This window comes from Oceanobacillus sp. Castelsardo, from assembly GCF_001659985.1.
Classification (GTDB): Bacteria; Bacillota; Bacilli; order Bacillales; family Amphibacillaceae; genus Oceanobacillus.
Map to the genome: position 1 here is coordinate 325,230 of NZ_LYCS01000003.1, position 21,022 is coordinate 346,251.

Sequence of the window (21,022 nt, forward strand, 5' to 3'; positions counted from 1 at the left end):
GTTAAGGGAGGGAAACAATTGAGTAGTAACGAGTTAAGAGAAATGAAAACGCAACCAGAGATAGCGGAGAAACAAACAAGTATAACAGAAGTAAAAGGAAATACTAATCATAAGAAAAGGAATAAGGTTCGATGGTTTATACTCTTTTTAATTTGCCTTGTCACGGCTATTAATTATATTGATCGTGCAATCATATCACTTGCTGCTCCAGCGATACAAGGCGACTTACGTATAGATCCTGCTATGATGGGAATTATTTTTTCCGCATTTGGTTGGAGTTACACGTTTGCCATGCTTTTTAGTGGGTATTTTTTAGATAAGTTTGGACCGAGAAAAGTATATACCGTATCCGTCATCATATGGTCTGCTTGTACATTTTTAATTGGGACAGCAAAGAATGTAACTTCATTAATTATTTATCGTTTAGGTCTTGGTGCAGGTGAATCACCCTCCATCCCTACAAATGCATGGTGTGTGGCCGAGTGGTTTCCTAAGAAAGAACGAGCAACTGCTGTAGGTGTTTATACTGGTACACAATATATTGGATTAGCCTTTTTAACCCCTGTCCTTACATGGATTATCGTCACTTTTGGTTGGCAAACTCTTTTCTATGGAGCAGGGATTATCGGGTTTATCATTGCAATTGCATGGCATACATTTTATCGTAATCCGAAAGAACATAAGACCGTTACACAAGAGGAGTTAGACTATATTGCTGCCGGCGGAGGAATGCTTGGTTCTGAGGAAAAACAGCCATTTTCCTGGAGAAGAATTGGTCAACTTTTGAAGCATCGTCAAATTTGGGGAATGTTTATCGGTCAATTTTCCATTATGACAACATTATTTTTCTTTATGACCTGGTTTCCGACCTATCTTATTGAGGAAAAAGGGCTGTCCATGTTAAACACTGGTCTCTATGCTGCCATTCCATACATGGTCGCTATTGTAGGAACTCTGATTGGAGGAAGATGTTCCGATTGGATGGTCTCACGTGGATATTCAACAGGCCTTGCACGGAAACTACCTATTATCGCTGGTTTATTACTATCTTGCGCTGTCATCGGCGGAAACTTTACCAATTCCCCTAATTTAGTGATTACCTTTATGTCCATTGCATTCTTAGGCCAAGGAATAGCGTCAACCGTTACAGGTGCACTATTGTCTGATATCGCTCCAAGAGGGATGGTAGGGATAACAGGTTCTTCCCTATATTTTGTTGCCAATATCGGTGGAACGCTGTCACCATTAATTATCGGGTTTATCGTTAGTGCTACAGGTTCTTTTACACCAGCATTGGCCTTTGTTTCTGTTGTTGCACTAATTGGTACTTTGTCTTATATCTTTGTAATAGGAAAAGTAAAACGGATTGAACTCCCAGAAAGTTAGATTGATCTATAGGCAGATTTCGGGTTGCTTTTTGGATATTTTCGAATGGACTCCTATCATTTTAAAATGGATCGTTTATGATAACAAATTAAAAAAAGGTGGGATTTTTTATGAAACTAAGTTTATGTACAACAGGATTTAAAGAGTGGGATATTGAGGAAATTGTTAAATGGTTAAGCTCTACACAAACGTATGTACAGGGTCTTGAATTATGGAGTAAGCATATTGAACGATTTCAAGAAAAACACGGCCCGCTAGATAAGTTGGCGTCCTTACTCGCATCACATGGGTTTCAGATCCCTTCTATTAGTGCCTATACTACTTTTTCTAAACTATGGAATCGAGAACAACACCTTAAAGAAATGGAACAGGCAAAGAATTTATTAGATATCGCTCGTCAGTTAAACTGCCCAAGAATTCGAACCTTTGCTGGACATATTGCATCAAGAAACGCATCTCCTGAACAATGGTCTGAAACCGTTACGGAATTTAAGAGGTTTGCCCAAGTTGCAGACCTTTACGACGTGGATGTAGCTATTGAAATTCACTATGATTCCTTTGCTGATACAGCCGAATCCATCAAAAAACTAATAGAGGATATTAATCATCCGCGGATTAAGTTGATCTACGACGCCGCTAACTTATACGTAGATCAAGAGGATCCAATTAAGGTTCTTGATTCCGTCTATTCTCATATTAGTCACGTACATTTGAAAAATTATAAATACAATTTAAAGGAGCGTTATAAAAATAAACCAGCTGCTATTTTTGATGGCGATGTTGATAATCATGCCATCCTTGGGGAATTAAGAAAAAGAAATTATGAAGGGTTTGTTTCACTAGAATACTTTGGTCAAGAAGGGTTTCCTTCCTTGCGTACTTCTTTAAATCAATGGAATCAGACGATGGCCGTTATTTAATGTATGTATGATTATTTCTAATGTCAGTCCCCCACTTCTCTATTACTTTAGTCAGTGAGGGGATGACATAATTATGAACTAAAACAATAATAAATGGCTTATGACATATTTGCGTTTGGAGCTCAAGCACTAGTCAAATGACATTTAAGAAAATAACGCATTGTAAAATAACTAACATTGCTTCAAAGGACTAACAAGAACCATCTCGGTGATGACCTTCATGTCCGGGATAGCCGCCATGTCCGGGGTAACCTCCATGTCCGGGATAACCGCCATGTCCGGGGTAACCTCCATGTCCGGGATAGCCTACATATCCTAGATAACCACCAAAAAATTGTCTTTCCACTATATATCTCCTCCTTGAAATTGCCTCAAAAGTAGTCTATGCGACCATTTTCAAAGAGGAATAGTTATTCGCCTATTTCAATAAAATTCTATTTTGCCAAATTGATTTTTTTATTAACGACATAAATAATGAATCCACCGATAGTCATCGATAATAGTTCACCAAGCCCAACCGTTAAATACGTTACCCAAAACGGTAAATCAAAAACAATATGCAATGTCCAGCAACAGTAAACATGGATAATGCAAAAACAATCGCCGTAGTAGCCAGTTTTGCTTTTAAGTTTTTCATATTTTTTGTTAAGGCTCTTGAAAGAATCAGAACAAGAAAGGTTGCAATCCCACCGACTGGGACATCGAGAAACCACATCGGTGACATGAAGTTAACGATGACTACCCCTAATGTAATCGCTACGATATAGCGCTTATGAAAGAGTGCAAGGTAGTTAAACATTTCCGATAGTCTTAGCTGGATTGCTCCAAAGCTAATAACGGATAAGATGAGGGTTACTGCAACATACAGTGCAGCAACGAGACCTATTTTGGTTAGGTCACGAGTTGAGGTAAGTGACGTTTCCTGATACGCCTGAGTATTCATTTCCATTTCTCCTTTGTAAAATAGCTTATTGCTATTTTAGTAATAACTATGGCCAAAGGATGAGAGCATATTCGCCCTGGCTAAGTGCCATAGTGCAAGCAAAAAAGCTTACTAGAGTAGTATAACAGAGGATAGAGGAAATGAATAGGCCTATTTCATTGTCCACCCTCCATCAATAGGAATAACCGCTCCATGTATATAATCCGCTGCTTCGCTTGCAATAAACAGCGTGAGGTTTGCAACTTCCTCCGGCTTGGCCCATCTTCCCGCAGGAGTTTCCTCTGCTACCCATTTGGCCATCTCCCCATCTCCTTGAAAATCTGCTTGATTCATCGGAGTTTCAATCGCCCCGGGAGCTAATGCATTCGCACGGATTCCTTCTCGACAGTAATCATAATCAAGCTGTTTTGTGTAACCAATAATGGCATGCTTGGAGGCTGTATACGCCGCTCCGCCGCCCCCTGCGACAAAACCTGCAATCGAAGCTATGTTTATGATGACACCCTTTTTTTGTTTTAGCATATGGACTAAGGCCGCATTCGTCACGTGATACATCCCTTTTACATTCGTATCCATCACACGATCCCATAATGCCTCGTCTGTTTCCAACGTCTTTGCGTAGCCATCCAAAATCCCCGCTGTATTTAGAAGGATATCCACTCGTCCATATTGCTCCATTGCTTTCTGAACAGCCGCTTCGACGTCACGTTTCTCACGTACACTCCCAAGGATATAGTCAAATTGGTCGCCAAATGTATGTTTTAATTCGATTAATTGTCCTTCCTTTATGTCCATTGCAAACACAGTTGCACCTTGCTTCAAAAAGGCTTCAGCCTGTGCGTATCCTATTCCAGAATCGGCACCTGTTACAAACACAACTTTTTCGTTGAACTCATTAAAATTCACTTTTTTCACCACCAATTAGAAAAACCCATGTCAAACATGGGCAATCTCTTCTTATTCAACAACTTTCCAATCATCTGCTAGTAAATCACAAACCGTTGGGGTAAACATCGTGTAGCCTTCCCCTTCCACATTAATCAAAAAATATGGATTCAGCCTCTCGCCATCTATTGTAGTCTCACCAACTAATTTCACATACAATTCTGCACCCGGCCAGCCTTCTCGAATAATCTTCTCTCCAGCCTTCAAACGAGGTAAAATCTCTTCAAATGTCACGATAAATCATCCCTTTATCTATTGATATGAAAAAGTATAAGCCAATCATGAAGGAATTACAATCTTAAGCCAGAGGGACAATCCAACGTCCCAATTCTGTTTCTTAGCGAGGTTACAATCTCTATAGTTTTCATTTATTGGGACGGGGTACCTGTCCCTCCGGTTTTTTGTCCCTCCGGTTTTAAATTGTAATAACTTGTTCATCTTCCATTCATATAAAAATTATATTCTAGGGTTGTCAATAAGAGATTGGAGGAATGAATGATGAACCTTGCGTGGAAAGAAATTAAGAAAAGTAAGGTAAGATTTTTAATATTAGGTTCTATTGTTTTTCTTGTTAGTTTACTAACTTTTATTATTTCAGGTTTAGCAAATGGATTATCTCAGGATAATGCTGCATTAATTAAAGATTTACCAAACGGACAATTTTACATGGATGCAGATGCGGATGAAACGTATAATCTGTCGAGAATAGATAATAGTACGATGGAAAAGTTACTAAATAATGAAAAGGATGCTACGGCACTATCCATTCAAATGGGCTTTTTAAATGATGAGAGTGACAAACAACAAAGTGTTGCATTTGTTACCTCAACTGATTCTAAATTGTTCCCTCATGTGAAAAGCGGAGAGGTAATATTAGATCGCTCCATGGAAGATAAAGGTATCAAAGTTGGAGATACGTTAACAAATAATCAGTTTAGCGGAGAGTTTATCGTAAAGGGTTTTGTTGACCAGACGAAATTCAGCCACGCACCGGTCGCTTTTATTAATATAAAAAATTACAAAGAGATTTATAGAGTAAATGAAATGCAATTAGTCTTCCTTCTGGGAGGGGATTCTTCCCAAGAATTTGCCGGACTACAATCATTTTCCAAACAGGATTTTCTTAATACGATCCCAAGTTATAGTGCAGAACAGATGTCTTTAAATATGATTGTTTGGTTTTTAGTTGTCATTAGTGGTCTGTTATTTGCAATCTTTTTCTATATGATGAATGTCCAAAAAATTGGATTATACGGTATTTTAAAAGCAATTGGGTTAAAAACTAGTAGGTTATTCAGAATCATGTGGGCACAAATGATTTTTATTACAGTACCCGCGCTTGCTTTATCTATTGTCCTTTGTCAGGTCTTTAATAGGATAGCACCAGAAGGAATGCCATTTAGTTTAACGATGGAAACAACAGCAACCTTATCTCTCGTGTTTCTAATTATCGGATTCATTGGAGCTACACTTTCAGGTATTCAAATTAAGAAAGTAGAACCATTACAAGCAATACAACAAGGGGAGATGTAATGATGTCCATATTTACAATTGATAAAGTTAAAAAGACGTTTACTAATGGAGAGGTAAAAGAGGAAGTACTAAAAGGTATTAATCTTTCTTTAGCGGAAGGTGAGATAACAGCATTAGTTGGTGCATCAGGTTCTGGTAAAAGCACACTACTCACCATAGCAGCGGGACTTCAGCCTGCATCTGATGGCCAGGTATTGTTTGAGGGGAAAAATATAAACGCTATGAACCAAGAACAAATCCGCCAAATACGGGCAAGTGAATTTGGCTTTGTCTTTCAATTTGCACATCTTGTTCCTTTTCTAACAGTCGAAGAACAACTCATGCTCATGCTAGATGTTTCTGATTCAACATTAAAGAAAACAGAACAAAAAAGGGAAGTTAATCGTGTTCTACAATTAGTTGGCATGGACCATCGAAAAAATGCTTATCCCCCTTCCTTGTCGGGTGGGGAGAAACAAAGGGTTGCCATTGCTCGTGCCATCATTCACCAACCTAAAGTTCTTTTCGCCGATGAACCGACAGCAAGTCTAGATTCCAAAAGGTCTAAAGATGTGATGGCATTAATACGGGAATTAACGAAAACCCTAAACATTACTACCCTTATCGTCACGCATGATGAAGAAATGCTTTCCTATGCGGATCATATTATTAAAATGAGTGATGGTCTCATTTTACAGAATGAAAACCCTGAACTTGTAGGAAGAGCTTAACATCACTTTAAATATTTAAAATACAGCCTTGCCATATTGCGCTAGGCTGCTTTTTTCTATACAGTTTTAGTAATGAAGGTATTTAGTTAAATTTTTAATTATTATAGGAGCTAACATGATGACAAATATTCTAGTTGTTGATGATGATATTCATATCTTAAAGCTTGTATCTATCCACTTATCGGAGCAAGGTTATAACGTATTCCAAGCGAAAGACGGTGTTGAAGCTTTAGAAGTACTTCATAAGACAGCATGCCATTTAGCGGTTGTTGATGTGATGATGCCTTTTATGAACGGTTTTGAGTTAACAAAAGAAATTCGTAATCAATATAATATTCCAGTCATCCTTTTAACAGCCAAAGATCAGATTGAGGACAAGGAACAAGGATTCCAAGCTGGTACAGACGATTATCTAGTGAAACCATTTGAGCCAAAAGAATTAAGCTTTCGTATTAAAGCTCTATTGCGGCGCTATGATAATCAACCAGATGAATCTGTTGTACGTATAGGAAATACAACGATAAACAAGAAAAGCTATGAAGTTCAAATCGGGGACCGGACCATCCTTTTACCTTTAAAAGAGTTTGAGCTTTTGTATTTTCTTATGTCCAAACCGATGCAGGTTTTTTCCAGAGATCATTTAATTGAACAAATCTGGGGCTTCGATTATGAAGGGGATGAACGTACAGTAGATGTTCATATCAAAAGATTAAGAGAGCGATTCTCAAAATTGACGGTCGACTTCCAAATTAAAACCGTGCGTGGGGTTGGATATTCATTGGAGGCAAAGCGACCATGAAAACCCTTTACGTGAAATTTGTTGTCATTACGATTGGAATCATGATATTAAGCAGTATTCTTGCTTTCTTAATATCCAATACGTATTATCAACAAAAATTAAAACCCTATAACGATGAAAAAATAACAGACTTTGCCCAATCCATCACTGCATATACAGCCGAGAACCCTACTATCGATTTGAAGGAATACTTAGAAAACATCTCTTCCATTGGATATCAAATTTATCTGATTGATGATTCTGGAGAGGAAGCCTTTTATGGCGCACCATTTAGAGACAATAGTCTTCCTATTGCAACAAAGGAACGTGTACTAGACGGAGACATTTATCATGGTATTCTTCATTTTCCACAAGAGACATTTGTAACAGGCTTTTTTGCTAATGAATTAAAGAATACCATTGGCGTTCCATTAACCTATAACGGAAAAAATTATGCTCTTTTCCTTAGACCGGATATTAAACTTCTTTTTAATGAGATGCATTATTTATTTGGGTGGTTACTTGTGTTTACGATTATTCTGAGTATTGTCATGGTTGCTTTTAGTACCAAATATTTAGTAAAGCCCATTTCCAAATTAACAACAGCTACAAAATCACTCTCTAGTGGCGATTTCAATGTGGAACTCGATATTACTCGTCACGATGAGTTAGGAGAACTTTCTCATAGTTTTTTACGAATGGCAAAACAATTAGAACAAATGGACGACGTTAGGAAAGAGTTCATCTCAAACATTTCCCATGACATTCAGTCTCCATTATCCAATATAAAAGGGTATACAAGCCTATTGGAAAACGAATCGATCAGTATAGAAGAAAGGGGGCATTACGTTTCCATTATTAACGATGAAATTGGCAGGCTATCAAGCTTAACCAAACAATTATTACTTCTGGCCTCACTAGATCGTAGTGATGATTTGATGAAAAAAAGACCCTTCAACGTTGGACAACAAATGAAAGAATTGATACGAAATTATCAATGGCAAGTAAGCGAAAAAGATATTATGCTGAGCTATTCTTTGCCAGATATCGAAATCATTGGTGATCCATCTTTACTCCATACGGTTTGGGATAATTTATTAACAAATGCCATTAAATACAATAAACCAAACGGAAGTATTGAAATAACGCTGGAGGAAAAAGGGGAATCGATCTTAGCAACCTTTAGTGATACAGGAATCGGATTAAATGATGCAGAAATGGAAAGGATTTTTGACCGCTTTTACCGGGCAGATACCGCACGTACACGGACTATCGAGGGGACTGGCCTTGGTTTATCCATCGTTTGGACCATTATCCAATTGCATGATGGTCATATTCATGTGAATAGTAAAGTAAAAGAAGGAACTACATTTATTGTTGAGTTACCTGTTCATTCGTAATACCTTGATAGTGAGTGTTCAAAAAGGAGGATGAAAATGACCGAGCAGTTCGAGGCGGCATAGCTTTGAGCAGCGGAAAAGCAAGCCAACGAAGAAATGCGAAGTGTCATTTTCACCGGACTTTTTGAACAACCTCTGATAGGTCATTCTTTCTCGATTGAATTCCCAATCGGAAAGGAGTGACTCTTTTTTTGTTTTTTATTCATCTTCCGTTCATATTCATCGAGTAAATTATAGAGGAACACGGGAAAAGAACTAAATTATGAAAAGTCGAGGGGGATTTTATGACGAATAAACATAGTAAAATACTGTTACGATTTGCAGGTATTTTCGGTTTAATAGGAGCACTGTTAGGGGCACATATGGCTGGTGCGGGGTCGTATGCATTCCGTCCCATTCATGCACATAGCCTAGTCGTTGGTTGGTTAACCCTTTTTGCATGGGCGGTTTATTATAAAGTTTTCCAAACAAGAGAGACTGTATTGACAAAAATACACGTTTGGAGTGCCATTATAGGTTCTGTAGGCTTAACCGTAGGCATGTGGTTATATATGGTTAAACCATTTAATCTTCCAGAAGGATTAACACTAACCTTTTATATTGGCGGAGGAGTTGCATTACTGATAAGCTTCATTGCCTTTTTCCTCATCACACTCTTTTACAGAGAGCCATAGGGACAGGTCCATCGTCCCACCCACTATTGGGACGATGGACCTGTCCCCCCGGCTCTCTTGTTTTATGTTATGATAATGTAGTTGGGCACCAAGGGAGGTCTAATAAATGAAATTAAATAAAGGTATTTTATTTGTATTATTAGGTGCTGGATGTTTTGGCTTTACACCGATATTCGCTAAATTGGGGTTTAGCTACGGTTACTCACTTGGAGAAATTACTATCGTTCAAATGATTATTTCCTCATTCTTATTATGGTCTTTTACTCTATTAAAACGCTCTAGTTTCAAAGGGCTTAATAAGAAGAACATTCTTCAAATTATGATTACTGGTTGTTTTGTCGGATTAACCAGTATTTTTTATTATGGCTCGATGCAATATCTACCGGCTTCTTTAGCCATCGTTCTCATGTTCCAATTCGTTTGGATAGGGATTATTCTAGAATGGATTTTCACTAAAATAAAACCATCACCTACAACATTATTGTCCATCATCTTAATTTTAATAGGGGTCTTTTTCGCTTCCAATATTGCAAATGGAGACATACAAGGATTGCCTGTTAAAGGATTTGTATTCGGTATTTTATCAGCATTCACTTATGCGGGTTTTATCTTTTTCAGTGGAAAGATCGCTGTCCATGTCGATGCCTGGACGCGGAGCTCCTTTATGGTCACAGGGTCAACCATCTTAGTACTTATTCTATTCATGCGTGACATCCCAACTGTACTACCATTAGAGAAAAACTTATTGACAACTGCCGTTGGGGTTTCGTTATTTGGAGCAGTCCTTCCACCATTATTTTACGCAGTAGGCGCACCTCTCGTTTCAGGAGGAATCGCCAATATATTAACATCTATCGAATTACCTATTGCCATCCTATCAGCGAGTCTCATTTTGTCAGAAACTGTAACACCGCTTCAGTGGTTGGGAACGGCTATTATACTAGCAGCTATCGCATTAAATGAACTTGGCACGAATTATTTTAAGTCTAAAAGAATGGTTAGGGATGAAGAAGAAATGAAACGGGCGTAAAATGGGATAGTTTAACCAAGGTTCGCCTTCCAACTTCTCTGAACCGAAACAAGACATTAACCTCTGGGTACCAATGTTTATTGGGACGAGGTACCTGTCCCTCTGGCTCTTTTTGTCGTATAATGGGGCTATCAACAGGAGATTGGAGAATTGGAATTGTATAAATTAATCGCAATTGATATGGACGGGACTCTTTTAAATGACCGTCATGAAGTACCAGAAGATGTAAAAAGCACATTAGCCGAGGCAAAAAGACAGGGGATAAAAATTGTCCTATGCTCTGGACGCCCAATTGGTGGCTTGCGTGGCTACATTAAAGCACTAAACCTAGATGAAGAGGGTGATTATGCCATCGCTTATAATGGTGCACTCGTACAAGACTCTCACACAGAAGGGGTTGTAGCTGAATTATCGCTTAGTCATGATGATTTGGTGAAGCTTCATGACCTTAGTGTTGAATTGAAATCGCCAATGCACTTCTTTGATGCAAAAGGAGTATATTCACCGAACGCCGATATTAGTGAATATACCGTGTTGGAAGCATATTTATGTCAAATCCCATTAGCTTATCGCCAAGTAAGCGACATACCAACCAATATATCGATACCCAAAATCATGTTCATTGATAATCCAGACAACTTAAATCGAACCATTCAAGCACTTCCAGAGAACCTAAAAGAACAGTATACGATTGTTCAAAGTTCCCCGTATTTCCTTGAATTTGTTCATCCTAGCGCAAGCAAAGGAAACGCAGTGAAAAAGCTAGCAAAACAGCTCGACATTAAACAAGAAGAAATCATGAGCTTTGGGGATAACGGAAATGATTTATCCATGATCGAGTATGCTGGGTGTGGCGTAGCAATGGGGAATGCTATCCCTGAAGTCAAAGCAGCCGCCGATTTCCAAACCCGAAGCAATAATGAAAGCGGAGTGGCGTATGCAATTAAAAAGCTTGTTTTGGATACTTTATAAGCCACGGGGACAGGTTCATCGTCCCACCCACCTCTCTTATAAAAAATTGGGATACTGGATTAGTTTCCAGTATCCCCATCAAATCTACTTATCCTACTTTCACATCTGATTCCTCATAGTTTCCAGCTGTTTTATGCTTAACAAGTTGCCTCACAAACCAAGCAAGTACAGCCAACCAAACTACCATTCCTAGAACGAGAGAAATACCATAGTCTAGATTAAAGCCTTCTGGTGCGTAAAAGAAATACGTACTTACCACTGCAGTCATGAATAACGCTGGGATGCTACAGATCCAATGGAACTTGTTATTTTTCATAAGGTACATCGCCCCTGTCCATAGCATTACTGCAGCAACTACCTGATTTGTCCCGCCAACATAGCGCCATAGGAAACTATAATCAATCGTAGTCAGATATAGCGTGGCGCCTGCTACCGGTACCATAAGTAAAGTCAATTTTCCTTTTCCATTAAAGTCTTTCTTTGTCAATTGTGTTAATAATTCTGCAAGCATCATTCTGGAAGACCGTAATGCCGTATCACCAGTCGTAATCGGAAGAACGACAATCCCCAATATCGCTATCATACCGCCAAATGCTCCTAGTGTCGTTAGACTGATTTCATTAACGACCCCGGCAGGACCGCCCGCTTCCAGTGCTGCATTCAATGCACCTGTACTACCGAAAAAGGTCATCCCTTCCGCTGCCCAAATCATAGCAATGATTCCTTCACCAATCATCGCTCCATAGAACACCTTTCTACCTTCACTTTCTTTTTTCAATGTTCGGGCCAAGATAGGACTTTGTGTACTATGAAATCCAGAGATAGCTCCACAAGATATGGTTACCATTAATAATGGCCAGATTGGTAGCTCTCCAGGGTGTAAGTTACTTAACGTTAGATTTGGGATTGGATTGTCAAAAAAGAACATCCCAATTCCGATTGATACAGCCATAAAGATTAATATTGCTCCAAATATAGGATATACTCTACCAATTACTTTATTAATTGGTAGGATTGCCGCAAGTAATAGATAAACAAATATAATAACAAGCCACGTCGTAAAGTTAAGTGGTGTGATTTGAGTTAGTAACTGAGCAGGTGCTGCAGTAAATGCTGCTGCCACTAAAACCATTAAAATGATTGAAACAATCGTCGTAACGAATTTCATGGCCCCACCCAAATATTTTCCAACAATGGTCGGAAATTGTGCTCCATTATGTCTAAGCGATACCATACCTGAAAAGTAATCATGTACTGCTCCAGCAAAAATACTACCAACTACAATCCATATAAATGCAACTGGGCCATAAAGCGCGCCCATGATTGCGCCAAAGATTGGGCCGGTTCCAGCGATATTTAGAAGCTGAATTAAACTCGCTTTCCACCAACTCATTGGCATGTAATCAAGACCATCGTTGCTCGTATAGGCAGGCGTTGGATTCTGATCATTAATGCCAAAAATTCGCTCAACCACCTTCCCGTAAACGATATATCCAACAATTAACAACAAGATGGATGCTAAAAAAGTAACCATCGCTGAAACCCCCTTTTTTCTAAAAATTTAAATATAATAATATACCGAATAGAAAGAAAAATCAATGACTTTTTTGACATTTCCTGTAATTTTTTTCACTATTTAAAATAGGCTGCCTTTAGGTGCTTTTCCACCCCCTTTGTAAATCAGCCGAAGTAAAAAGCCCTACAAGGTGATGAGTCACCTTGTAGGGCTTAACTTTAAACTTAGTTTTCTTCTATTTCTTTACGGTTTTTCTTAAATAACTTCGATAATAATTCATAAACGATAGGAACAATAATCAACGTTAATATGGTTGAACTTGTTAAACCACCGATTACAGTTATCGCAAGGCCTTTTGAAATCAAACCGCCACCACCGGCTCCAAACGCTAATGGGATTAATGCACCAATAGTCGCAATAGCTGTCATTAAAATTGGACGTAGGCGCGTTGTCCCTGCTTCAAGAATCGCTTCACGCAGGGTCATGCCGGCATGTTCCATACGAATAATCCGGTCTACAAGCACGATAGCATTCGTAACCACGATACCGATTAACATTAATAGACCCATCATGACAGAAACTGAGATCGTTTCTTTGGCTATTAGCAGCCCTACAAGTGATCCAATCACCGTAAACGGTAATGAGAATAGGATTGCAAATGGCGCGAGGCCTTCACCGAACGTTACAACCAGGATAAAGTAAACAATCAGAATTGCCGCTAACATTGCCACACCAAGCTGTGTAAATGTTTCCGTCATATCAGCAGCAACACCACCAACACCAACGGATACACCTTTAGGCAACTCTAATTCCTCAATTGCACGATCTACTTCAGAAGTCGCTTTTGAAATATCATCTTCTATAATCGTACCTGAAACCGTCGCGTAGTATTCTCCTCCACTACGAGCAAGTGTATTTAACGTTGTACCTTCTTCCACGGATACAAGTTCAGAAAGTTGCATTGTTTTACCAAGTGCTGTCGGTACTTCCGTCGCTAATAGTTCATCAATTGATTTAGGTTGATCAGCTTCTTCCTGTTGGACAATGACATCTAGTGTGTCTCCGTCTTTTTCAACAGTTGTGATCACTTCTTGCGTTGTAGTTGGGCTTAGCATCATAACGATTTGTCCCGTTGTTAACCCATACTGTAGTAACTCTTCTTGCGATACATTAAATGTGTACTCTACATACGCATCCTCTGTACTTGATGAAACATCTTCTAAACCATCATTTTCCTTCATCACGTCTTCTACCATTATCACAGATTCATTTAGCTTATTTAAATCTTCACTGTAGAAGGTATACTCGAGTTCATTGGTAGACATAGCCATACTAGAGAAGTCTTGGCTTTTCCATTCACCGGATTGATCAATGTTTGTCACATATTCTAAAACTTCGTCACGTGCTTCTGGGAAATCTTCCATATCTGGATCAAAGATGAGGAACATTAATGCACCGTTTCCTCCTCCGCCCATCATCGATGCCATTGGGTCGCCACTATCAGTTACAGATAATTGAACGATGTCAATGTCTTCACGTTTTAGCAGTTCTTCTTCTACCACTTCAATGTTATCTAATGTCTCATCCATTAGTTCGCCTGTTTCCGGGGTGTACGTGAGATACATCATTTTTTCTTCTTCACTACCCATGAAACTAAAACCAATTAATGGTGTTAAAGCCAAACTACCCACTAATAATATAATAGCTGCTAGTGAAGTAATAATCTTGTGGTTAAGCGTCCAGTTAAGGATACCTTTATACCAATTCGCTAATTTACCAGCCTCTTTATGGTTGCTTTCTGTTTTTTCACTATAAAGCTTCTTCTTAAATAAGAAATGAGAGAGTGCCGGAACAATGGTAATCGCAACAATTAACGACGCTACAAGTGCAAATGTCATTGTTAATGCAAATGGCATGAATAATTCCCCTACCATACCACCAACAAAGATAAGTGGTGCGAATACCGCAACTGTTACGAGTGTTGATGACAGGATTGGTTTGAACATTTGTAGGGTCGCTTCACGTATGAGCGCACGACCTGTCAATTCTTCACCTTTCAGATGCATTCGTCGGTAAATATTTTCTACTACAACGATGGAGTCATCAATAACACGTCCGATTGCAACTGTAATAGCACCTAGAGTCATAATATTTAATGTTATATCCAACCAGTTTAATAGTAATAAAGCCATCAAAATAGAAACCGGAATAGATACAATGGATATGATGGTAGATTTGAAATCACGTAAGAATAAGAGAATGATTAGGATGGCGATTAATCCACCGAATAACGCCTTTTCGACCATTGTAAATACTGATTCTTCAATCGGTTCTCCCTGGTCAAGCGAAATATCAATGACAAGACCATCAATTCTTTCTTGTTCTTCTTTCACTAACTCTTTTACATCATTAACAACGTCAACCGTGTTTGCTTGTTGACCTTTGACAATTTGAATTGCAATGGCGTCTTCCCCATTTGTTCGTGAAACCGATTGGACTTTTCCGACCTCTTTAATCGTAGCGATATCACTAAGCTTCACAAATGGTGATGGATTAGTTTCTGAAGGGGTTACTGGAATAAGCATTTCCTTTAACTCATCAGTTGTCATGAACTTGCCGTCCACCGCTACAGCTTGTTCCCCTTCCTCAAATTCATATAACCCTAGGGAAACAGCTAAATCACTTGCCTGAATGATTTGCTTGACGTCATCTTCAGTTAAATCATATTCAGCCATTTTTGCTTCGTTATACGTAAGCTCGACTTCTTCAATATGTTGACCTGTAATAGTCGCCGATCCAACACCATCGATTTTCTCGATTTTTGGAAGGAGAACGTCCTCCACTGTCGATGTTAATTCAACAATATCTTCTTCCTCACTACTTACACTTAATGCAACAACTGGCATCATACTCATGCTAATTGCAGTAATGGTTGGCTCCTCAGCGTCTTCTGGCAAGGATACCGAATCCAGCGCCGCTTCCAATTCACGCTTGGCCTCGTCCATATCTATCCCATAGTCATACTCAACTTGAATATTAGCCATGTTAGAATAAGAATTAGAATAGACAGACTTTACATTATCTAAATCTTCTACGGCCTTTTCTAATGGTATCGAAACATCTTCCATTACCTGTTCAGGAGTTGCACCAGGATATACATCCATTACCATTAAAAACGGAACCGATACATCTGGTATTGTCTCCATTTTCATACGTGTTCCTGAATAAATACCAGAGACCGTAATAATTATGGTAAGCAGCCAGACTGCTAATTTATTTTTTATAACAAAGTTTACTAAACCCTTCACAATTTCACCTACCTAAATTGACTTATAAAACCTAATTATTTATACTAATGACTAACCGGTCATTTGTCAACAATAAAAGCGGGTGAAGATAAAATGAGTAAAAAACAATTAATTATGGATAGCGCTTTAGATCTTTTTGCTAAGCAAGGTTTTGAAGCTACTTCCGTTCAACAAATAACAGATTATTGCGGCATTTCTAAAGGTGCTTTTTATTTGTCATTCAAGTCAAAAGACGAACTGATTATCGCTTTAATCGATCACTTTATGGAGGCGTTCATTTCTGACATTGACTACATAGTCAAAACAACGAATAACGAGGAACTTTTGTATTCCTTTTATTACACAAACTTACAATCCTTCCATAAACATTCAGATTTCGGCAAAATTTTTATTAAAGAGCAAACACATTCTTTGAATCAAGACCTTCTTGGAAGGATACGATATTACAACGCACTAATGGATTCTACGATTTTATTAATGGTTGAGCGATTATATGGGGAAGAGATCACACACATAAAGTATGATCTTATGTATTGTATTAAAAGCTTTGTAACGATGTATTCCGAGTTGTTTTTATTTAATAATGTTGTTTCATTGGATTTAGATTTAGACCTACTAGCTCATTCACTCGTTGAAAAAACAAATCTACTAGCAAAACATACAAGCATCCCTTTTCTTACAAAAGAGATTATCCAAGTTGTTAGTCAAACGACGGATGATAAAGTAAAACGGGAACAGCTCCTAGAATTGCTGGAGCAAAATATAAAGGAAATGGACGAACCTATTATAAAAGAATCATTAATACTTCTAAAACAACAGCTGCTTAACCCGAATTTAAGCCCAGCTATTGTAGCAGGATTACTTGAAAACATTCAAAAAAATCCACATTGTAAATGGGTCTCTTATCTGCTTCGCCATTATTTTCAAATATAAATGGTCTTTAAATCCTGAATAAAGGGAGAGGGAAGAGCGGGGCCATTATTAAAGGATTCCGGCGAGACTAGTACGTCAATAAATGCGGAAAATATAGTGGCTCGTTCGTTTTCTTATTGAAATTGGGCGGTGAGGAGAGTTTTATGCGACCGGATTGGCACGGCACCTCGTGATTTGGGAGTATAGAGGGATTCTATACGACTAGAATGGTGCGGCACCTCGTGATTTGGGGGCGTAGGGGGATTCTTTTCGCAAAAACAAAAACACAATAAAAATAGGAATACGTTCGGGGTTCCTCTTCATTTTCAAACGTTTCCCATTTTCACTTAAATCCTTTAAATAAAATTTTAGTACAATTTCTATGTTAAGTAGCTGCAACTGAGGTAGTGGCTGCTTGGTCAGCCTTCACACAATCAATGGCAATCACGAGTGCCATAATGGTGACTTCCATCTCCTCGTTTAAAATTTGGACCTTATAGCTATCTCCCCAAGTGAACCACTCCTTGCTCACTTTCCCAACGACTTCACCATGTCGTAATACTTGAAAATCCATGTCCCACCAATTACCATGTACCTCAACGCCTGCCGCATCAATCGTGTAGCGTGCTTTAAAGAAAGAAAACTCCTTCTTAATTGTCAACACCTCTCGCCCATTCACCTCAACCAAAAACTTCGGTAAAAAACTAAACGCCTTTTTGGCAATGAGTGCAACCTCTTCTGTTGCTGTATTCAAAATGGAGAAGGTCTTTGGGATTTTCAAAAAACTCCCTTCAACGTAATAAACATCTTCTTCCTCTTGATCCTTGACCGTAAATTTCTCGCTTAAACTGAATACCTTCTGTTTAATATAAAGATGCTTCATATAAACCCTCCTATGTCCTTCCTTTATATAACGGATACTTTGCTTTTTATTCCCTCACGAAACCAATTTCACTTGGACCTTCAACTAATCCAATTATACCATTTAAACAGTTAAATGAAGTGGAACGTTCATTCATACTATTGATGAATTTCTTTTCTTTCAAAACAAAAATTGAAACCCCTTAAACTTTTAGAAGTTCAAAGGGGTTTGTAATTTATTCATTGTTTTTCATAATTTAAAATAAAGGTAGCGATGAGAATGCAAAACGGAACTAACATCTAAAGTGTGCTTTATCACCTTTCCATGCGGTAATTCCCAAATCCAATAGGTCAGTCTCTCACCGCTTCAACGCCTTGTTCAGTGAAAGAAGTAACCTTTTATCCCGACTATACAACTTGGTTTTACCCTTTCATTTTATACTAGCGCTAAATGTACTCTTCATTCCTTGATGACTCTACTTACTTCCAATAATTATTTGCAGCAGCCACCGTTTGAAAATGTATCGCGATGACTTGCGATGTCATAATTAGACTATCCGCATTCTTGGCATACTTTGGGCGTAACTTTTTCCTGATATCTGCTGAAGGTTGTGTATACGCTACACCCTTCCTTGCCAACTCAATCGCTAATTCAAACCCCTTTTGTGGTGTTTCCGTCTTCAAACTTGCAAGCCAATCGTTCATAAGATTTCCCCCTTTATACAATCTTATAAGAGATAGATTAGAAAAATTCATAAAGAAGACTTGTTCAGGTGGAGTTTTAACTCCACCTGAAACTTAGTCGCTCTTATTTCGAAGCTTGGCGGCACTTATCTCCCGCTGTAGAGGCGGGAGTTTTAGTAACGCCGCGCAGGTAAAAAGCCAGGGGGGACAGTCCACCAAATCTCTAAGCACTAATTTTTATTGGGACGAGGTACCTGTCCCTCTGGCTCTTCACTATAATGTAGTGTAATCGGCTTGTTTTTTTCCATTGTTGCTTCATAAATCGTGATATTTCCTACTGTTGATTCAGAGGCATCAGAATGAACTTCAAAGTTTTCATTTAGCGATATCGTCCAAACGGCTTCGTTATTTTTCTTTAAAACGACAGCAAGTGTACCAAATTGTTGAATATCACTCCATTCAAATAATTCCGTTTTACCATCTTTAGTGACAGAAATACCTTCCGTGTCGCTTACTACATGAATGTTTTCACCTTGCCAGCGACCATGTATCTCAGCTCCAACATAATAATAAGACCTGCCACTACCTCGGTCACCATAAGTGCCAATAAATTGTTGAACGGTATTGTCTTTTGCTTCGTATGTAACGGCAGCAATATCATTCGCTAACCACTTCACTTGAAATTCTCCTTTTGTCTCAAAAGGCAACCTTTCCTTTGCGCGAGCCAGAATGCCGTAGTAGTCCCGATAATACATGGCCTCTCCACTCTCTACATGTTCTTTAATTGACAAAACATGCTTCCAATCAGGGGATATACTTGTAATGTTTTTGACCGCTTGATTACTGGTAACAAGCATGAATAGATGAACCCCAATAAAAATAACTACTAAACTTGCACCAATTACTTTCATCTTTTTCGTAAGTTTTATTTGAAACACAATCGCTAAGGTTAGAAGGAAAATACATAAAATATTGATGATGTAAAATAACCGATTATCAATGTACTCCACTTGATACTTTTCAGATATGAATAAATACCCCATCTGAAAAGAGAATAAGCCAAAAGAAATAACAAATAAAATCCAACCAATTATATTCAAATGATTCCTATTCTTTTTCATTCGGTTTCACCTCCATCTGAAATTCCCATGTTTGTCCATTATCGATCGAAATAAACTTCCCCTTTACTTCTCCACCTTTATAATCACCATTCGGACCTTGATTTACCAATATGGACAAATGGTCTTGCTCTTTTACAGGAGTTTCAGCCTGTACAAAAATCAGATTATACTCAGCTGGAATATTTATTGTTGCCTCGTTCCAAGTATGACCACCATCCTGTGTCACATAAAGATCCGGTTCCTCTGGATTAATCGTTCCAAAGGATAAAAATCCTGTTGATTCATCGACAAAGCCACCATCAGAAATTAATCTTGTTACTCCAGAGTTAGTTGTTTCCTGCCAACTTGCTCCACCATTATGTGTTAAAAAAACATGTGAAGATTCCTGTGACATCGTTCGACCACCGGAAATAATGATATATCCAAAATTTTCATTTAGAAATTCTACTTTTCGAAAACGCATGACAGAGAAGGGTTCTGTAACTAATATTTCCTCCCATGTCTTACCTTGATCCGTTGAATAGAGCAACAAAATCCTTTGATTATCCCAGCTCTCTCCCTCAGAATATAAGAATGCAGCTCGGTTTTCTGTAAGGATATAGCTATTTTCAATCAGTTCTTGCTTGTTCCCATTGTATTCACCACTAAACAATTGATCTATCTCAACTGGAACCGTAGTCCAATCCTTTCCCTTATTAAACGTGATGTTCAACTCATCATTTTGTAATGTATAGGTAACTTTCTCATCTGGATTGGTTGCTTGAAACTCCTCTTGGGACTGAGATTGTTCAGCTATATTTGGTGATTCTTGATTATCACGAAATGCATCCGGCTGTGATAATGGCGAATATGGCATTTCCTTTTGATCTTGATAATGGAATATGGAAGTAATCATTAAAACAAGCATGATAAGGCTTGATACACTTAATAACAAGTTTTTCACTAGAAATCCCCCTTCTTTTTAAAGCTATGGCTCCTTTATTAAACTATCCTCAACTTATCATGGGGATAGTTTTTCATTAAAAACTTTATAAGTCAACCTTAAATTTAATTGTAGTCAATTAGTATGTGAAGTGTTGCACTTAAACTAACTGGTGCTTATACCTTACTTTTATGGATGGGCAGGGGAAACAAGAGCCAAATTTTTTCTCGAGGCTAGGAAATGGGGCTTTATCATTTATTAATTGAGTCAATTTCATAATTGTTCTTTTTAAAAGTACATATATGGGGGTACATTAATAGAAAAGCCATGGCTCAAAAGCCACAAAAGCCATGGGGACAGGTCCACCGTCCCAGTTCCCCATCCCAAAACAAGTCTTCAATCTCTAA

The 21,022-nt window shown here is 38.3% G+C and carries 20 protein-coding genes; 10 read left to right on the forward strand and 10 right to left on the reverse strand.

The window, feature by feature from the left end:
• The first annotated feature begins 18 nt into the window (after positions 1-18).
• Together A9178_RS08265 and A9178_RS08270 are read left to right on the forward strand one after the other, a co-directional pair.
• Positions 19-1,386, forward strand: a complete 1,368-nt coding sequence (locus tag A9178_RS08265; protein ID WP_197482165.1) for an MFS transporter — start codon at positions 19-21, stop codon at positions 1,384-1,386.
• Positions 1,387-1,496: 110 nt separating this feature from the next.
• Positions 1,497-2,306 (forward strand): sugar phosphate isomerase/epimerase family protein, encoded by an 810-nt coding sequence (locus A9178_RS08270; RefSeq protein WP_068674225.1) that lies wholly within the window; start codon positions 1,497-1,499, stop codon positions 2,304-2,306.
• 190 nt (positions 2,307-2,496) lie between these two features.
• Here A9178_RS08270 and A9178_RS19140 read toward each other — a convergent pair whose 3' ends face one another.
• From A9178_RS19140 to A9178_RS08285, 4 genes are all read right to left on the reverse strand, one after another.
• The gene (locus A9178_RS19140; RefSeq protein ID WP_197482166.1) at positions 2,497-2,652 is read right to left on the reverse strand and encodes a hypothetical protein; all 156 of its coding nucleotides are present in this window, start codon (positions 2,650-2,652) and stop codon (positions 2,497-2,499) included.
• 183 nt (positions 2,653-2,835) lie between these two features.
• Positions 2,836-3,249, reverse strand: coding sequence for a QueT transporter family protein (locus tag A9178_RS08275; RefSeq protein ID WP_304439145.1), 414 nt, complete (start codon positions 3,247-3,249; stop codon positions 2,836-2,838).
• 150 nt (positions 3,250-3,399) lie between these two features.
• A complete protein-coding gene (locus A9178_RS08280; protein WP_068674227.1) occupies positions 3,400-4,155 on the reverse strand; it encodes a 3-oxoacyl-ACP reductase in 756 nt (251 codons plus the stop codon).
• Between the two features lie 51 nt (positions 4,156-4,206).
• On the reverse strand, positions 4,207-4,428 hold the full coding sequence (locus tag A9178_RS08285; RefSeq protein WP_068674229.1) for a DUF2829 domain-containing protein: 222 nt from the start codon (positions 4,426-4,428) through the stop codon (positions 4,207-4,209).
• Positions 4,429-4,692: 264 nt separating this feature from the next.
• Between A9178_RS08285 and A9178_RS08290 the strand changes: the two genes are divergently transcribed.
• From A9178_RS08290 to yidA, 7 genes are all read left to right on the forward strand, one after another.
• The gene (locus tag A9178_RS08290) at positions 4,693-5,727 is read left to right on the forward strand and encodes an ABC transporter permease (RefSeq protein WP_068674231.1); all 1,035 of its coding nucleotides are present in this window, start codon (positions 4,693-4,695) and stop codon (positions 5,725-5,727) included.
• A 2-nt stretch (positions 5,728-5,729) separates the two neighbouring features.
• Complete coding sequence (locus A9178_RS08295; protein ID WP_068674291.1) at positions 5,730-6,437, forward strand: ABC transporter ATP-binding protein; 708 nt, start codon at positions 5,730-5,732, stop codon at positions 6,435-6,437.
• Between the two features lie 118 nt (positions 6,438-6,555).
• Positions 6,556-7,236, forward strand: a complete 681-nt coding sequence (locus A9178_RS08300) for a response regulator transcription factor (RefSeq protein WP_068674233.1) — start codon at positions 6,556-6,558, stop codon at positions 7,234-7,236.
• Positions 7,233-8,615: a sensor histidine kinase gene (locus A9178_RS08305; protein WP_068674235.1), complete on the forward strand. Its 1,383-nt coding sequence runs from the start codon at positions 7,233-7,235 to the stop codon at positions 8,613-8,615. Before A9178_RS08300 ends, A9178_RS08305 begins: the two co-directional genes overlap by 4 nt.
• A gap of 284 nt (positions 8,616-8,899) precedes the next feature.
• Entirely contained in the window at positions 8,900-9,289 is a 390-nt protein-coding gene (locus A9178_RS08310) for a hypothetical protein (RefSeq protein WP_068674237.1), read from the forward strand.
• 106 nt (positions 9,290-9,395) lie between these two features.
• Positions 9,396-10,319 (forward strand): EamA family transporter, encoded by a 924-nt coding sequence (locus tag A9178_RS08315; protein ID WP_068674239.1) that lies wholly within the window; start codon positions 9,396-9,398, stop codon positions 10,317-10,319.
• Positions 10,320-10,475: 156 nt separating this feature from the next.
• Positions 10,476-11,291 carry a sugar-phosphatase gene (gene yidA, locus A9178_RS08320; protein WP_068674293.1) on the forward strand — a complete coding sequence of 272 codons (816 nt, stop codon included), beginning with the start codon at positions 10,476-10,478 and terminating at the stop codon, positions 11,289-11,291.
• Between the two features lie 88 nt (positions 11,292-11,379).
• On the opposite strand, the gene A9178_RS08325 is transcribed toward yidA, so the two are convergent.
• Together A9178_RS08325 and A9178_RS08330 are read right to left on the reverse strand one after the other, a co-directional pair.
• Positions 11,380-12,825, reverse strand: a complete 1,446-nt coding sequence (locus A9178_RS08325) for a carbon starvation CstA family protein (RefSeq protein ID WP_068674241.1) — start codon at positions 12,823-12,825, stop codon at positions 11,380-11,382.
• 206 nt (positions 12,826-13,031) lie between these two features.
• Positions 13,032-16,115, reverse strand: a complete 3,084-nt coding sequence (locus tag A9178_RS08330) for an efflux RND transporter permease subunit (RefSeq protein ID WP_068674243.1) — start codon at positions 16,113-16,115, stop codon at positions 13,032-13,034.
• Positions 16,116-16,208: 93 nt separating this feature from the next.
• Between A9178_RS08330 and A9178_RS08335 the strand changes: the two genes are divergently transcribed.
• Positions 16,209-17,048 (forward strand): TetR/AcrR family transcriptional regulator, encoded by an 840-nt coding sequence (locus A9178_RS08335; RefSeq protein ID WP_068674245.1) that lies wholly within the window; start codon positions 16,209-16,211, stop codon positions 17,046-17,048.
• Positions 17,049-17,412: 364 nt separating this feature from the next.
• Here the strand turns inward: A9178_RS08335 and A9178_RS08340 are convergent, their stop codons facing one another.
• From A9178_RS08340 to A9178_RS08355, 4 genes are all read right to left on the reverse strand, one after another.
• Positions 17,413-17,910 carry an LURP-one-related/scramblase family protein gene (locus A9178_RS08340; protein ID WP_068674247.1) on the reverse strand — a complete coding sequence of 166 codons (498 nt, stop codon included), beginning with the start codon at positions 17,908-17,910 and terminating at the stop codon, positions 17,413-17,415.
• Between the two features lie 458 nt (positions 17,911-18,368).
• Positions 18,369-18,593, reverse strand: coding sequence for a hexameric tyrosine-coordinated heme protein (locus tag A9178_RS08345; RefSeq protein WP_068674249.1), 225 nt, complete (start codon positions 18,591-18,593; stop codon positions 18,369-18,371).
• 209 nt (positions 18,594-18,802) lie between these two features.
• Positions 18,803-19,693 (reverse strand): hypothetical protein, encoded by an 891-nt coding sequence (locus A9178_RS08350; protein WP_068674251.1) that lies wholly within the window; start codon positions 19,691-19,693, stop codon positions 18,803-18,805.
• A complete protein-coding gene (locus A9178_RS08355) occupies positions 19,680-20,636 on the reverse strand; it encodes a WD40/YVTN/BNR-like repeat-containing protein (RefSeq protein ID WP_068674253.1) in 957 nt (318 codons plus the stop codon). Before A9178_RS08355 ends, A9178_RS08350 begins: the two co-directional genes overlap by 14 nt.
• Between the last annotated feature and the right edge of the window lie 386 nt (positions 20,637-21,022).